Genomic DNA, 15,317 nt, shown 5'->3' with positions numbered 1-15,317 from the left:
ATTTTGTGGATTGATTGAAGTGATAGATAGACCGTACCACAAATATTCCTAAGGAACAAATTATTTTTTCAATTGAGAACGATCGACGAAGCTTTCAAGCGTTGGCAACTGAATTTTAAGACTTCAATGTTGTAGCGCGAATCTTTTCGAGTCTTTTGTATCTTGCCGTTTCGAGCTTCTTTATCCTTCCCGGACACGTTCATGAACGAGAATAATACCGACATCGCCTTCAATCTCAATCCCGAAACTCAGCTGGTGACCGTTGACGATCCCACCCCATCTATTTCAGTGATTTGGGATCGTGCGGTTCAGCAAGCCGTTATCGATACCGCGGTGGGACCAACGATCGCATCTCGCGCTTACGGCATGGTGCATACCGCCATCTACGACGCTTGGGCAGCTTACGAAGATGTGCCCGTTTCTACCCAACTCGGCGACAGCTTGCAACGTCCCCAAACTGAAAATACACAAGCCAATAAAACCGAAGCCATGAGCTATGCAGCTTATGGCGTGCTGACGGACTTATTTCCCACCCACACGGCAACCTTCAACGCCGTCATGACCGAATTGGGGTTCGATCCGGCCAATGCCACCAGCGATACCGCAACCCCCGCAGGCATCGGTAATGTCTCGGCGGCTGCATTGCTGGAATTCCGCTACAACGATGGCTCGAACCAACTTGGGACTGACCCGAACGGCAACGGTATCCCCTACTCGGACATTACCGGTTACCAAAGCGCCAACCCTGTCGGCAATGCCAGCAACATCGAACTTTGGACGCCCGAGTTCGTTCCCATCGATGCAGAACCCGGTGAAGCGACGGGCATTCAAAGCTTCCTCACGCCTCAATGGGGAAATGTCACTCCTTTTAGTTTGGAATTTGGCGGCCAGTTGCGCCCCGTGGAACCGAAACCCTTTCTCCTCGTCGAGGGTGAAGTCGATATAGAAGCGAGAACCATTACCCTGGGCGATGGTTCGACAGTCAACATCAGCCGGGATATTGTCGGCACGATTATTAATCCCGAATTTATCGAACAAGCCGAAGAGGTGGTTGATTACAGCGCTAATCTCACCGACGAGCAAAAGCTAATCGCCGAATTTTGGGAAGATGGGGGGGGAACCTCATTCCCTCCCGGTACGTGGATGACTTTCGGGCAGTTCGTTTCCGCACGGGACGATCGCACCCTCGATGAAGATGCCCAAATGTTCTTTGCTTTGGGGAATGCAGTCTTCGATGCCGGGGTCGCCACCTGGGAAGCCAAAACCTACTACGATTACGCCCGTCCCGTTCGCGCCATTCGCGACTTGGGAGAACTGGGACTGATTGGCGAATTTAACGAAGCCCTCGGCGGTTACGCTATCGATGCCTGGACGCCCAACGCCGGCACTCAAACCATCCTCGCCACCGACTTTCTCACCTATCAAACCCCCGGTAGCGACCCCTCCCCACCCTTTGCTGAATATACCTCCGGACACAGCGCCTTCAGTGCTGCCGGTGCGGAAATCTTGCGGCTGTTTACCGGTAGCGATGACTTCGGCGGTTCCGTCACCTTTGAAGCGGGCGAATCTCGCTTCGAACCAGGAATTACTCCCCAACAAACCCTAACGCTGCAATGGGATACGTTTACCGAAGCCGCAGATGAAGGGGGAATTTCTCGCCTTTACGGTGGTATCCACTTCACTGATGGCGACGTGTACAGCCGTCTGTTGGGGCAACAGGTAGGGGGCGATGCGTTCTTGAGTGCCCTCAATTATATCCAAGGCGGCACCGAAACCGATATTTCTGCATCCCAGGCCATCTTCAGCATCGAGCAATACGCCCGCTTTTTTGGCAAAGAAGATTTACTCGAGGATGCCGGCGATGGAGAACTCGGACTGGGGTTTGATGAAAGTTACTACCTGGGGATGTACGCTGATGTTCGAGAAGCGGTTGCCGAAGGCTTCTTTGAGAGCGGAATGGAACATTTCCTCGAATTCGGTATCGTTGAAGGTCGCAACCCCAGTGCTTTATTTAACGAAGCCTATTACTTAGCGCGCAACGTGGATGTTGCCGATGCCGTAGAAGCCGGTCAATTTACGAGCGGTCTGGAGCATTTCCTCAAATTCGGTATCGTTGAAGGTCGCGACCCCAGCCCGTTTTTCAACTATACCCAGGCGATGCAAGTCATCAACTCCGAGCAGATCGACTCTCTGACGGGAGAATCAACAGAGGAAGCGGATGAAAATCTCGAGTTAGCAGAAGAAACCGAAGATACTCTCACCTCCAATCCCCATACATGGTTGTTCGATGAAGCCTTTTACCTCATCCAAAATCCGGATGTGGCGAAGGCGGTTATCGAGGGGAATTTCGAGGATGGATTCGAGCACTATATCGAATTCGGTCAGTTTGAGGGTCGCGATCCAAGTCGGATTTTTGACGAAAGCCGCTATCTCAGCCAGAATCCCGATGTGGCTGAGGCGGTTAACGAGGGAGAACTGCGCAGTGGCTTTGAGCATTTCATTCTCATCGGTCGCGCAGAGGGTCGCGAAATCCTGTTTTAACGTCAGGAAGGGTGTGGGGTGTAGGAAATAGTTCATCAGTTTCTATCTGCGCGTCACCGCGTCTCCCCCTCTCCCTAAATAACGTCAGTTTTGCTGAAGCCGTCTGCTCCGGATGCCGACGACTGGTGACGTTCGGGCGATCGGCCAGCCGCTCGAAAGTGAGGTGACAATACTGGGTACATCTGGTTGCTGGGGAGGAAAGTACTCCATTCCCCCCGACCCCTTTCCCCGTTCCCCATCCTCACCTGAAACAGTCTTATCCAAAACTGACGTTAAATAACGATCGTTCAACCGGATCGAACATGACGAAGGCGTAGAACTTTGAGTAGCTTCTCGAGTGATTCCGGTAGGGGGGCGATCGCCTCGATGGTTTCTCCCGAGAGGGGATGTTGCAGGGTAAGTTTCCAGGCGTGCAGGGCTTGTCCGGGTAAATTGACCCCCACGGAACGCCCAGAACTATAGACGGGATCGCCAACGATCGGATGTCCGATATGGGCGCTGTGAACCCGAATTTGGTGGGTGCGACCGGTATCGAGGCGGAACTGCATCAGGGTATAGTTGCCCAGACGTTCCCGGATTTGCCAGTGGGTGCGGGCATAGCGTCCGCCGCGATCTTCGGGGACGATCGCCATTTTTTTTCGATCGACCCGGTGGCGACCGATGGGTTGCTCGATGGTGCCGGATTCGGTGTGGGGTGCGCCGTAAACGACGCCGAGATACTCGCGACGGGCCGTTTTGGTTTTTAGCTGGGTTTGCAGGTTTTCGTGGGCGAGATCGGTTTTGGCAATGGCGATCGCCCCGGTGGTATCTTTATCCAATCGGTGGACGATGCCCGGTCGCCGCACGCCCCCAATTCCGGCGAGGGAGTCGCAATGAGCCAGCAGGGCGTTGACGAGAGTATCGTTTTCGTGTCCCGGTGCGGGATGAACCACCAATCCAGCAGGTTTGTTGACGATCGCCATCTGGTCGTCTTCGTAGAGGATATCCAGGGGCAGATCGAGAGGTTCGAGTTCCAGGGATTGAGGTGGGGGGATTTCCACTTCCAAGCGATCGCCTGGTTGCACGGCCATCTTTTTCGAGGTGCAGATGCGATCGTTGAGGCGCACCTGTCCCCCATCGATGAGTTGTTGGATGCGCGATCGCGATAAGTCTGCCAATCGATCGGCTAAGAATCGATCGAGGCGCTGACCCCCGGTTTCTGCTAGTATTGCTCTTTTCATCGCCTCCGGTGGTATATGCGATGTTGTTCCACGTTATTCTTCTTGTGTCAAATAAGAGGGGCGCTCGATGCCGCCAATCCGCTGAATCGGCCAGAACCGAACCACCGCGCGACCGATGGTTTCGTTACGCTCCACTACGCCCCAGCAGCGGCTGTCGTAACTATTATTGCGATTATCCCCCATCACCAAATAAGAATCGGCCGGAACGACCGCTTCCCAGACTTCCGAATCCCCTCGTTGCTTTTGGGTGAAATAAGGAGCTTGATGGCGGCACACATCAACGCGGGTTCCTTCCATCAGTGCCGGAACCTCTTCTTCGGTTACCTCGGGCGTTTGTTCCACATAGGGTTCGTCGAGCCGTTCGCCATTGGCGTAAACTTGACCGTCAACGATCTCGATTTTGTCTCCCGGCAGTCCGATAATCCGTTTGATAAACGCTTCTTTAAATCCCTCTTGCTGAAGCTGAGCCGTGGGTTTGAAGACGACGATATCACCGCGCTGGATATCAGAGAAACGATAGCCGATTTTATCGATCATCAATCGATCGTTAATTTGCAGAGTCGGCAGCATCGAACCCGTGGGAATATAGCGCGCTTCCGCCACAAACGTCCGAATCCCGAAGGCGAGAACGGCACTGAGTCCCAAAGTTTTCAAAATCTCAAGCCAAGTATTTTCTTCCGCCACAGGAGGATTCGCGGAGATTCGAGCGGCTTCCGATTGGGATTGTGACTCGGAAATGCGATCGGGCTGCTGGGTCATATAACGTCTGGTGAAAAAGAATTACGAAACGATAAAGATTCGGCTCTAGTCTTTGTCCTCTAGTATACTCGCAAGCATCAAACCCCGCTCGGAACGTTTATGTCATCTTCTACACCGATTTCTGAGCCTCTACTCATTCGTCGCCCCCGTATCCTGATGCCCGATGGGGAGTTCCTCACGGGGGACGTGTTGATGGCGGGGGGCAAAATCGATCGTGTCGAACCGGAAATCGCGATCGCCTCCGATGGCGAGGTTAAGGAAATAGACGCGGCGGGACTGACATTGTTGCCGGGGGTAGAAACCTGCCGGCCGTTGATGCTCGCTCAAGCCATGCAAGGTCGCTGTACTGTCGCCCAGGTGTCGAATTGGATGTCAACAGCGGTAGCAAAAGCCTATAACATTCCGAACAAAGGAGCGATCGCCCCCGACTACGATGCCGATTTATTTTGGTGGATTTAGAGGGCGATCGTCCACTGGAAGCCAAGAATTTATTGACTAAATGCGGCTGGAGTCCCTTTGAGGGGTGGAATCTGACGGGATGGCCGATGGTAACCGTGGTTGGGGGGAAAGTGGCTTATGAAGACGGACAGTTGAATCTGGACGTACGGGGCGAGGCGCTGCAATTTGGTTAACGTCAGGCGCGAGATCGGACTGTTTCAGGCAAGTGTAGAGAACGGGAAAAGGGTGCGAACTGCCATCACATCAATTTCTTTTCCCTTTAACCTTTAACCCTTCCCCTTGTGGAGCAACGACCCGATCGCTGTTTCCCTTTGTCTCGATTGTTGCACTTGTCGGTTGAGAAAGCTAGGCTAGAGATTATAGAGGCTGTGCCTCGAAGAAATCTAACAAGACACAGCCCGTCCTAGTTGCTTGCTTGAAGCCCCTGCCCTCTTCTGGGTGGGGGTTTTTTATGGACGCTTACTAGCTTACTGACCGAATGCTGCTTCGTGAAGATTTCGAGGGAATATTTGTCAAAATTTCAAAATTGCTTCGATCGAACTTTGTATAGGGTCTGTTTGACCGGTGCTTCAAGCTTTGCTTTAAACCATAGAAATAGATGTCTAGAAGCCATAAATCAAACGAGAAGGAGAATTATTCAAATTCACGAGCGTGGATAAATTCAAGTAAAAATCAATTTATTTTTGACTTTTTACCCGATTTCCAATAGAGCGTAATCCGTAAATTTAACGGGTCAACTTTTCCTTTACCTTCCCCACCTCGACCGCGTTTCTCACAAGTAAGTCAACGTGCGTTCGGGATAAGCTGAACCCCTGATTCTGCCGTTACTGATTTTCAGCATTTGTCGGTCTCAAACCTGCATTCTCTCGTTGAGGCAGTTAAAAATCGACTCTTAACCCGAACTGACGTTAAGTCAGAGCAGATTCAAGCGGATCGAATATGACGGGGATTGCGCCCGGTGAAATAGCTGCGGATTTCGCCATTGTGTTGCCAAGCCGACTGAAATTGATAGGCAATCAGAGTGACGGCCGTGCGGATGGTTTTCGTACCTTCAGGAACCAACCATGCCGAAAGGAGGTGACCATCGCGATCTTTACACAACAGCAGCGGTTGCTTGCTGTAGGGGGATTCGAGAAGGAGGTATTCGTTCTCGTACCGCTGTCGGGCAGTTGCTTTGGCTTGCAGTTGAGCGATGGTGCTCGACTCGTTTTTGAGGTGGCGGGCGATGCAGTGGCGGGTTTCGCGATCGAGCTCGACTTGCAGCAGCCAGCGCGCGTCCCACTCTTCCATGGGAATCGCCCCAATTTCTGGGGGAATGCGTCGTCCGTCGACAGCATAGACGCGGAAGCCATCGGCATAGTCGATAGCTGGTTTTCCAGTGCGATCGCTCTCCAGAACCAGGCGTTTGGGTCGATCGCACACTAAACACAAGTCCTGGGTGGGATAGATAAAACTCGTGTGGCGCGCGAGCATTTTAAACAGCCACCAGGCTTCAGTCACCTGAGATCCGAGGTTCCATTCAGAAATTGCCCAATCGAGCCAAGCACCATCCTTGAGTGCCGCGATTTGAGGGCTATAGCTGCGATCGAACAGTCGTTCGCCTCGGTTTTGAGTGGATGAGAGTTTGACACCGGATAACCGCAACTGGCGCTCTTTACCGTAGCGAGTGGCAAATTCTTTGACAATTAACCTTTGGAAGGTATCTGCATCCTGTCGGACCCGATCCGGTTGGGAGATGGTTTCCAGAAAGGCTTGGGGTAACTGAGTTTTGAGGGGTTGGATGAGATGGCGATCGAAATAGATGCGCACTAACCCAGTCAGACTCATCGCGTCGGGTCTGAGAGATTCGGGCAGCAGCACATTCGGAAATCCGGGCGGTTGCTTGAGAGAGTGCAGGCGTTGCTCGAAGTCACCGATGCCGCACACAAACTCCACTTTGGGTAGATTCAGCCCCAAGGTTCGGTAGAGAACGCCAATGGTAGAGCGAGCTTTATCTGGGTCGATGGTTTGGGTTCCTAGACCGATGTTGTGCCATTTGCTGCGATATTCACCAAATGTTTCTCGGGAGAAATTTGAAACTGAGATCTGGGTGTTCATGGTTAGTCGTGTGCGGGTCGTACCATCGATCGCGGACTTTCATCTCCAGTTTCTTCGATTTTTTTAAGAACTGCCATCGGTAACTTTACCCGTGCAATCAAGCGGACGGCTTGCGGTATCCAAACTTCCGATCGAGAAAATCTCATCATGGAGATCGAACTTCAGCCGACAATTATCGCCATCGACGATCGCGTTTGAGAATTACATTTTTTGCCGGATAAACTGTTTGGGGGTTACATCTTTTACTTTTTTAAACACCCGAGTAAAGTGAGATTGGTCGGTAAAACCAAACTGATAGGCAACTTGGGCGATCGATTCAGTTTTGAGAGCATTGGCTGCCTTTTCAATCCGCCGTTTCAGTAAATATTGATGAGGTGTCACTCCGATGGCGGCTTTGAACGATCGCGAAAAATGAAACTTACTCAAACCCGCGACTCGGGCCAAGTCCTCCAGACAAATGGATTGGGTCAGATACGCTTCGATATATTCAAGAACGCGACCCAAACGTTGGCGTTCGATCGCCGTAACTCGAGTCAATTCTACGGGAATTTTCGTGCTGTAGTGATTGACAAAATGTGCTACTAATGCGGTAGATAACGTATCGGCATAAAACCGACCGTTCGGACCGCCACTTTCGGCTTCTACCAGCAATGCTTGCATTAGCGTTTGCAGGTGTTTATCTTTCGATCGATGCACTCGTCGAAAGACTTGGCGATCGATAAGTGGATAGTCAGGCAGTACGTCGATAATTTTTTCCGGCTCGAGGGTCAGCAACACAAATTGATTGTGAGTCTTAATTCGATGGGAAAAGGGGACTCCCGCCGGATTAATCCACACATCTCCCGTTTCGTAGCGGTGGGTTTTGAAGGTTTTTCCATCTTTCCATTCCCACTCGAAAGCCGGTCCGATGTTCATGGCAAAATAATGCTGCGGAACGGTGACATCATCGGGGTTAAACTGTTTGTTTTCTCCCTTTTCGATGTAAATTCCCTCCCATTCTAGATTTTTGCTCGATACCAGAATTCGTCCGGCATCGACCTCGGGCTTGGGTTTGAGAGTTTGGCTATCGACAAAATCGATCTGGCTTTTCATGGTTTCTGGTTGGAACGCTCCGTTCGATTCCCGATTAATGCCTATTTGGATTAAGGATCGTCAAGATTGAAGAGACAGCTTGCAAGCTTACACCCCATACTCCACCCCGATCGGACACGGTCTGGTTTTGAACTGACGTTATAACGCCATGTGCAACTTATCCAAAATTTTCTCCCACGGGGGGAAGGGGGAAGGGAAAAGGGGGATAAGTCTACTCGCTCACCATATGGCGATCGCTGAAAATTTCACACCGCGTTAATAGCAATTTTGTACCAAAACAGCGCACGAAAATGCTAGTCATCGACCGCAGAAATATTCGATATTTGTTCTTGTCGGACCTCGAATAATCCGACGATCGATACTTCAAGAGATGACGCGATGAATTACTATACACTCGGCAATACCGGACTCAAAGTCAGCCGTCTAGCGCTTGGAACCATGACCTTCGGGGACGACTGGGGCTGGGGTGCGGACGAGGCAAATGCCCGTAAGCTATTCGATACTTACCTCGAAGCTGGTGGTAACTTTATCGATACGGCCGACCTCTATACCAACGGGAATAGCGAGCGAATGCTGGGTCGATTCGTGAAAGATAGCAGCACTCGCGATCGCATCGTCATTACCACCAAATTCAGCTATAACGGCGAACCCGGCAATCCCAACGCGGGGGGAAACGGGCGCAAGAATATTCTCCGGGCGATCGAAGGCTCTTTGGAACGCCTCGGAACGGACTACATCGATCTCTATATGCTGCACACCTGGGATCGGGTGACACCTGCCGAGGAAGTCGTCCGCACTCTAGATGACTTGGTGCGTTCCGGGAAAGTGCGCTACGTTGCCCTATCAGACGCCCCCGCCTGGTACGTGGCGCAGGCACAAACGATCGCCCGAGAACGACACCTCGAACCCATCAGTACCGTCCAACTCGAATATTCTCTCGTCGAGCGCAATATTGAATTTGAGTACGTCCCCATGGCTAACGCTCTGGGTGCGGGCATCATGGTCTGGTCGCCTTTGGCAAGCGGTCTGCTGTCGGGCAAGTACAAGCCCTCGCAAAACGGCCCGGAAGGTTCCGGTCGCCTCGCCACCCTCGCCGATACCGATAATCCCGCCTTCAATAAGTTTACCGAGAAGAATTGGGCGATCGTCGCCGAACTGGAAAAAGTGGCAAACAAGTTAGGTCGATCGATGGCGCAGGTCGCTGTCAACTGGGTTGCGAACCGTCCTGGCGTTGCTTCAGTCATTGTTGGGGCGACGAAACTGCATCAGTTAGAAGATAACCTGGGTGCGTTGGATTTCGAGATTCCTGCCGAGTTAAAGCAGCGCCTGGATGAGGTGAGTCAACCCGAAGTGCGTTTCCCTTATACCTTCTTTGAAACCGGCATCCAGGGAATGATTAACGGAGGTACAACGGTGGGAGATAAGCCCAGCAGCTACCGCTAACCGATTTTGACAGAAGGGTCCCGATCGGGTGTTCCGGCTAGCGAGAACAGCGAAATGTAAGCTTCATATCGCCACAGATCTGACAGGTGTTGGTGGCAGGGGAGGCTTCGGGAGGTAGGGAGGAAGGACCCTGGGTTGGAGAGTTGGGTGAGGACTCGAAACGTGCAATTTCCCTCGGCGCAACTGCCCGCCCGACAACGGATGTCGAGGGGTCTGCAATGCCAGAAAACTGCGATCGACCCCTCGATAATATTGCCGACTGCTATCCCTTAAAGGTGTCGCTAATCCGCTTCATCGCTTCTTCGACATTTTCCCGACTGTTAAACGCCGAAATTCGGAAGTAGCCTTCCCCAGCAGCCCCAAATCCAGAACCGGGGGTTCCCACTACGTTCGCCGTTTGCAGCAATTTATCGAAGAAATCCCAACTCGTCAGACCGTTAGGAGTTTTCACCCAAACGTAGGGGGCATTGACTCCGCCATAAACGGTCAGTCCGGCTGCGGTGAGGCGATCGCAAATAATTTTTGCATTTTCCAGATAGAAGCTAATCAGCTTGGAAATTTGTGCCTTACCCTCATCGGAATAGACGGCTTCGGCACCCCGTTGGACGATATAAGAAACGCCGTTGAATTTAGTGGACTGGCGGCGATTCCACAGCTTCCACAGTTCCACGTCCGATCCGTCAGCTGCTTTTGCGGTCAGGGTTTTCGGCACTACAGAGTAGGCGCAGCGGGTTCCCGTAAACCCGGCATTCTTCGAGAACGATCGAAACTCGATCGCGCAATCTCGGGCCCCTTCAATTTCGTAGATGGAATGGGGCAAATCGGTATCGGTAATAAACGCTTCGTAGGCCGCATCGAAGAAAATAATCGAATCGTTGGCTTTGGCGTAATCCACCCAGGCTTTGAGGTGTTCTTTGCTCGCAGTCGCCCCGGTGGGATTATTGGGGAAGCACAGATAAATCAGATCGACTTTTTCCGAGGGAATTTCCGCGGTGAAGTTGTTGTCGGCGGTAATCGGCATATATACTAATCCGCCGTATTTTCCGCCATCATCAGCGCTGCCGGTATTACCGGCCATCACGTTAGTATCCACATACACCGGATAGACGGGATCGGTAACGGCGATTTTGTTATCCTTGCCAAAAATATCGAGAATATTTCCCGTGTCGCACTTCGCACCGTCAGAGACGAAAATTTCCGACGCATCGATTTCGCATCCGCGCGCCTGGAAATCCGTCGCAGCAATCTTCTCTCGCAGCCAACCGTAACCCTGTTCTGGGCCGTATCCTTTAAAAGTCCCCCGATCGCCCATTTCCTCTACGGCGGCTGTCATCGCCGCGCGACAGGCTTCCGGGAGGGGTTCGGTGACATCGCCAATGCCGAGTTTGATAATCGGTGCGTTGGGATTGGCTTGGGCGAAGGCATTCACCCGTCGGGCGATTTCAGGGAAGAGGTACCCGGCTTTGAGTTTGAGGTAGTTATCGTTGATGGTTGCCATAGTCGATTGCGATGTAGATTGCGAACTCGATTGCGACGAACGCGGTTAAAACACGTTAAAACAGTGTACCCAAAGATGGTTCGCCTCAGGGGTTTAGACAACATTGCGATCGGAGTTTCTATTTCCGCTTGCCCGATCGCATTCTCTTTCTATCGTTCTCTAGAAAGATTCAGCAGCTTTAATAGATCCCCCTCCCGTCCCCCTTCTTAAGGGGGAAGCCATAGGATGCTTCGTAATTAGTCAATGTAAAACTTGTTCTAGTTCCCCCCTTAAAAAAGGGGGTCAGGGGGGATCTAAATCGATTAGACCTAAATTTTTACCGCTCCCTCCGCAACCTCCCAGATTTCCTCCAACTCTCCGATCGAGTGAATTCTAAATTAAAGGATTACCAAATTCTTAGATTATCTCTCATTAGATAACAAACCGCGCATTTTATATTTAAAACTGCGCTTGGATAAGTAACTGCAAAGCCAGCGATACCGTTTGGATTGGCGATCGAACTCCGGTAAATTTTCCAGAGACCCTCGCCACTCTTCACCTTTAAACATCCAGTGATAGTGAATGGAGACCACCTCATCAAAACTTTGGATGCGTTCTGACAATTGTATTTGAGATTGCTTGTGGAGTGGGTAGTTGTAAGTTGGAGAGAGGGTTAAAAAGTTGCAATTCTTGGAGGCGATCGTTGCGGCGAGAGTTAACTGGTCTAAATGAAAAATTCCGGAGTCCGGAATGAGTTGATGTGCCATGGCTCTCTTAAAGTTTTCGAGCCAAGCCGAAAAAATCCCTGAATCTCTTCTGGCAGCAACCATCCCCGAATTCCAATACCCGCGTATTGTTTCTTTTTCTACGGTCGTTTCCACCCAAATGTCTCGATCTATTTCAAATAGATTGTAGAGTTTCTGCCAATAGTCTTCTCGATCGTCTCCCTCCCCGGTAGAACCGATATGTTTGCTATCGACTGGACGAAAAGCAATATCATATCTGGGTGATAAGAGTAACTCTTTTGGCTCTTGAAAAAAAACTTGGTCGCTATCCAAAAATACTAAAACTTCGGCATCAATATTTTGTTCCCCATAAGCCGAAACGAGAATCTTATTAGCGATGGGATAATACTTATACTCGGTATTGAGAATTATTTTTTGATGAATGACCTCTAACCCGTCAAACTTCTCTAAAATTTGAGGATCGATTTCATCTCCTTCCCGAGGCTGAACGCTATAAATTGGACTGTCTTTTAAGGTTCCGCCAAAGCAGCGAAGACTTTCGGCTAAAAGAAGAGATTTTTCCGCTAAATCTCCGGGTTCCGTGCACATTAGAAATGCAATTGAACTGGTCATTCCCTAAATTTTTCCTAAAAAAGTCGGGTATTCCACACGCAAACGCTACAATGCCCGTATCTTAAATCGATCGCCACCAATCCCTTACCCCGATCGCTTACCCCAATGGCCGTCACCCCATTATATTCGGGGTAAGTAGGGAAATCCGAATGCGATCGGACGGACAATCCCAACGCCAGAATGGGATGCGATCGCCCAAAATCAAGACTGAGGACACTTAGACAATCCTATCCACATCAACTTACTCAACTCAGGCTGTCAAGGTAACTCCGCCCCAGAAGGGACGGAGCTTGGGCAGACAACCAACTGCCGGAACTTGACTACACCGTAGAGCCTAATCCTGGCACGTACTTCTAGGTGTTTCGCTAGCCTGGACTATCTACAAACCCGTGTTGTCGGGTGTGGGGTAATGCCCAGACATCTTGGATTAGGTGGTGGAAGCGACGGACGATGTCTTAAAAAATTGCTCTACTTGGGGAAACACGCCAGTTCCTCTACTTGGGGAGACCCCAAGACCGGACTGGCTCCCCAAGACTGCATTTTTCGCAAGTCCAAATACAGGTTTTGAGAGTTCCTGGGTTATACCGCTTAAAAACTCTCATTTTTGTAAAGCTGTCCTAGAAGCGCGCGAGGCACGGCGAGGAAACCTTGCCATGTGCAATCGCGCCTCTAAGGACGGGATTTCAGACCCAAGGAGTTTTGATGACTGTATTGGAACAAGGCAACATTACGATCCATACCGAGAATATTTTTCCCATTATCAAGAAGTCTCTCTACTCCGATCATGAAATCTTCTTGCGGGAACTCGTGTCGAACGGTGTCGATGCGATCGAGAAGTTGAAAATGGTTTCCTACGCTGGAGAAATGAGCGGGGAAATAGGCGAGCCGGAAATCATAATCGGCATTGATAAAGAGAAAAAGACTCTCTCCATTAGCGACAACGGCATCGGAATGACAGCCGATGAAGTCAAAAAATATATTAATCAAGTCGCCTTTTCCAGTGCGGAAGAGTTTATAGAAAAATATAAAGGTGGGGCAGACCAACCAATTATCGGTCACTTTGGATTGGGTTTTTACTCCTCCTTCATCGTTGCCTCCCAAGTGGAGATCGATACCCTATCCTACAAAGATAACGCCCAGGCCGTTCATTGGACCTGCGACGGTTCTCCCTCGTTCCAACTCGAAGAATCCGATCGCACCACCCGAGGAACGACTATCACCCTCACTCTGCAGGGAGAGGAAGAGGAGTACCTCGAAGAAGCGCGGATTAAGCAACTGGTGAAAACCTATTGCGACTTCATGCCCGTCCCCATCAAGATGGTGAAGGCCGCCGAACCCGTTACCCCAACCGAAGGGGAAGAAGAAACTCCCGCCGAACCGACAGAAACTCTCGAAATCGTCAACCAGCAAAAATCGATTTGGCGATCGTCCCCTCGCGACCTCAAGGACGAAGACTACCTCGAATTTTACCGCTACCTGTACCCCTTCCAAGAAGAACCCCTCCTCTGGGTACACCTAAAAACTGACTATCCCTTCGACATCAACGGCATTCTCTACTTCCCCAAACTCAAACCCGACGTGGATGTTACCAAGGGGAATCTGAAACTCTTCTGCAACCGCGTCTTCGTCAGCGATCATTGCGAGGAAATTATCCCTAAATTCCTGCTACCGATGCGTGGTGTGATCGACAGTCCCGATATTCCCCTGAACGTATCCCGTAGCGCTTTGCAGATGGATCGCACGGTGCGCAAAATCGCCGACTTCATCGCCAAAAAAGTAGCCGATCGCCTCAAAGCATTGTATAAGGAAGATCGCAGCCACTACGTCAAGTGCTGGAAGGATTTGGGCACTTTCGTCAAATTCGGCTACCTCAACGACGAGAAGTTCAAGAAACAGGTCGAAGACTTCATTATTTACCGCACAACCGCCGATTTAGCCCCGGCAGCAGCCGATAAACCCGCCGTTCAGGTGGAAACTGAGGACGGAGATGCCTGGGCCGATGTCACTCCCACGGACGGGGCAACCACCGACGAGAAAGGGGATTCTTACACCACCCTCGATGAGTACCTCGAACGGAATAAAGAAGGCCACGAAAATCGCGTCTTCTATTGTACCGAACCGGCTTCCCAGTCCACCTACGTCTCACTGCACAAAGCGCAGGGATTAGAAGTGCTGTATCTCGATGCCTTCATCGACACTCACTTTATCAGCTATCTCGAGCGCGATCGTTCGGAGGTGAAGTTCTCGCGGGTGGACTCGGAACTCGACGATACCCTCCTGGATAAGGAAAAAGAAGCAGAAATCGTCGATCCCAAAACCAACAAAACCCGCAGCGAACAAATCAAGGAACTGTTCGAGAACGCCCTGGGCAAACCCCAAGTCACCATCCGCACCGAATCCCTCAAATCCGATGACCCCCAAGGCACGCCGCCGGCGATGGTGTTGCTGCCAGAAGCCATGCGCCGCCTGCGGGATATGACGGCCCTGCTGCAACAGGAAACCGCTCTATTCCCCGAAGAGCATATTTTGGTGGTCAATACCGCCCACCCGATGATTCAAAATCTGGCGAACCTGAGTCAGGGCAGTATCGTTCAAGCCGACGGTACGTCTCCCTCGGGAGAGTTGGCAAACCTGATGTGCCAGCACGTTTACGACCTAGCACTGATGGCTCAGAAGGCTTTTGATGCCCAGAGCATGAAATCCTTCGTAGATCGATCGAATCAGGTGTTAACTCGCCTCACCGACAGCGCCTCGAAGTAGGAGTCAGTCAGCCCTGGGGCAGGATTTTTAGGGGCAAAGCATTTGAGCAGTAAAGTATGGGTGAAACGAAACCTGAAATCTCCAAATGCTTCGCCCTCCTTGGGGAACAGC

11 protein-coding genes and 1 pseudogene are annotated in these 15,317 nt (G+C 51.1%); 4 read left to right on the top strand and 8 right to left on the bottom strand.

The features are described 5' to 3' along the window. The first annotated feature begins 201 nt into the window (after nucleotides 1–201). Nucleotides 202–2,541: a vanadium-dependent haloperoxidase gene (locus tag AC2215_RS13865; protein ID WP_486810601.1), complete on the top strand. Its 2,340-nt coding sequence runs from the start codon at nucleotides 202–204 to the stop codon at nucleotides 2,539–2,541. An 84-nt stretch (nucleotides 2,542–2,625) separates the two neighbouring features. On the opposite strand, the gene AC2215_RS13860 is transcribed toward AC2215_RS13865, so the two are convergent. The 3 genes from AC2215_RS13860 to lepB all read right to left on the bottom strand — a co-directional run bounded on the left by AC2215_RS13860 (nucleotide 2,626) and on the right by lepB (nucleotide 4,520). After that, nucleotides 2,626–2,751 carry a hypothetical protein gene (locus tag AC2215_RS13860; RefSeq protein WP_486810600.1) on the bottom strand — a complete coding sequence of 42 codons (126 nt, stop codon included), beginning with the start codon at nucleotides 2,749–2,751 and terminating at the stop codon, nucleotides 2,626–2,628. A gap of 77 nt (nucleotides 2,752–2,828) precedes the next feature. After that, complete coding sequence (locus AC2215_RS13855; RefSeq protein ID WP_486810599.1) at nucleotides 2,829–3,761, bottom strand: RluA family pseudouridine synthase; 933 nt, start codon at nucleotides 3,759–3,761, stop codon at nucleotides 2,829–2,831. A 33-nt stretch (nucleotides 3,762–3,794) separates the two neighbouring features. Beyond that, nucleotides 3,795–4,520 (bottom strand): signal peptidase I, encoded by a 726-nt coding sequence (lepB, locus tag AC2215_RS13850; RefSeq protein WP_486810598.1) that lies wholly within the window; start codon nucleotides 4,518–4,520, stop codon nucleotides 3,795–3,797. A 285-nt stretch (nucleotides 4,521–4,805) separates the two neighbouring features. Here lepB and AC2215_RS13845 point away from each other — a divergent pair. After that, nucleotides 4,806–5,152, top strand: a pseudogene (locus AC2215_RS13845) (amidohydrolase family protein); the annotation flags it as partial. 751 nt (nucleotides 5,153–5,903) lie between these two features. Here the strand turns inward: AC2215_RS13845 and AC2215_RS13840 are convergent. From AC2215_RS13840 to AC2215_RS13830, 3 genes are read right to left on the bottom strand one after another with little or no spacing between them, the layout of a single operon-like run. After that, nucleotides 5,904–7,076: a hypothetical protein gene (locus AC2215_RS13840; RefSeq protein WP_486810597.1), complete on the bottom strand. Its 1,173-nt coding sequence runs from the start codon at nucleotides 7,074–7,076 to the stop codon at nucleotides 5,904–5,906. A 2-nt stretch (nucleotides 7,077–7,078) separates the two neighbouring features. Next, on the bottom strand, nucleotides 7,079–7,225 hold the full coding sequence (locus AC2215_RS13835; protein WP_486810596.1) for a hypothetical protein: 147 nt from the start codon (nucleotides 7,223–7,225) through the stop codon (nucleotides 7,079–7,081). Between the two features lie 52 nt (nucleotides 7,226–7,277). Continuing rightward, nucleotides 7,278–8,168, bottom strand: coding sequence for an AraC family transcriptional regulator (locus AC2215_RS13830; RefSeq protein ID WP_486810595.1), 891 nt, complete (start codon nucleotides 8,166–8,168; stop codon nucleotides 7,278–7,280). Nucleotides 8,169–8,546: 378 nt separating this feature from the next. Here AC2215_RS13830 and AC2215_RS13825 point away from each other — a divergent pair, with 378 nt between their 5' ends. Then, nucleotides 8,547–9,611, top strand: a complete 1,065-nt coding sequence (locus AC2215_RS13825; RefSeq protein WP_486810594.1) for an aldo/keto reductase — start codon at nucleotides 8,547–8,549, stop codon at nucleotides 9,609–9,611. Nucleotides 9,612–9,873: 262 nt separating this feature from the next. Here AC2215_RS13825 and AC2215_RS13820 read toward each other — a convergent pair whose 3' ends face one another. Continuing rightward, nucleotides 9,874–11,109 carry an LL-diaminopimelate aminotransferase gene (locus AC2215_RS13820; protein WP_486810593.1) on the bottom strand — a complete coding sequence of 412 codons (1,236 nt, stop codon included), beginning with the start codon at nucleotides 11,107–11,109 and terminating at the stop codon, nucleotides 9,874–9,876. A 401-nt stretch (nucleotides 11,110–11,510) separates the two neighbouring features. Then, nucleotides 11,511–12,446: a hypothetical protein gene (locus AC2215_RS13815; RefSeq protein ID WP_486810592.1), complete on the bottom strand. Its 936-nt coding sequence runs from the start codon at nucleotides 12,444–12,446 to the stop codon at nucleotides 11,511–11,513. A gap of 702 nt (nucleotides 12,447–13,148) precedes the next feature. Here AC2215_RS13815 and htpG point away from each other — a divergent pair. Next, entirely contained in the window at nucleotides 13,149–15,206 is a 2,058-nt protein-coding gene (gene htpG, locus AC2215_RS13810; protein WP_486810591.1) for a molecular chaperone HtpG, read from the top strand. The last annotated feature ends 111 nt before the right edge of the window (nucleotides 15,207–15,317 follow it).

The organism is Zarconia sp., from assembly GCF_057467645.1.
The sequence above is the reverse complement of the archived record's forward strand: the minus strand, read 5'-3'. Positions and strand labels throughout refer to the sequence as shown.

Bases quoted from the DNA above. Each gene is read 5' to 3' on its own strand.
- AC2215_RS13815 (WP_486810592.1), bottom strand. From the start codon at position 12,446: ATGACCAGTTCAATTGCATTTCTAATGTGCACGGAACCCGGAGATTTA.
- AC2215_RS13825 (WP_486810594.1), top strand. From the start codon at position 8,547: ATGAATTACTATACACTCGGCAATACCGGACTCAAAGTCAGCCGTCTA.
- htpG (WP_486810591.1), top strand. From the start codon at position 13,149: ATGACTGTATTGGAACAAGGCAACATTACGATCCATACCGAGAATATT.
- AC2215_RS13840 (WP_486810597.1), bottom strand. From the start codon at position 7,076: ATGAACACCCAGATCTCAGTTTCAAATTTCTCCCGAGAAACATTTGGT.
- AC2215_RS13860 (WP_486810600.1), bottom strand. From the start codon at position 2,751: ATGGAGTACTTTCCTCCCCAGCAACCAGATGTACCCAGTATTGTCACC.
- AC2215_RS13830 (WP_486810595.1), bottom strand. From the start codon at position 8,168: ATGAAAAGCCAGATCGATTTTGTCGATAGCCAAACTCTCAAACCCAAG.
- lepB (WP_486810598.1), bottom strand. From the start codon at position 4,520: ATGACCCAGCAGCCCGATCGCATTTCCGAGTCACAATCCCAATCGGAA.
- AC2215_RS13865 (WP_486810601.1), top strand. From the start codon at position 202: ATGAACGAGAATAATACCGACATCGCCTTCAATCTCAATCCCGAAACT.
- AC2215_RS13835 (WP_486810596.1), bottom strand. From the start codon at position 7,225: ATGATGAGATTTTCTCGATCGGAAGTTTGGATACCGCAAGCCGTCCGC.
- AC2215_RS13820 (WP_486810593.1), bottom strand. From the start codon at position 11,109: ATGGCAACCATCAACGATAACTACCTCAAACTCAAAGCCGGGTACCTC.
- AC2215_RS13855 (WP_486810599.1), bottom strand. From the start codon at position 3,761: ATGAAAAGAGCAATACTAGCAGAAACCGGGGGTCAGCGCCTCGATCGA.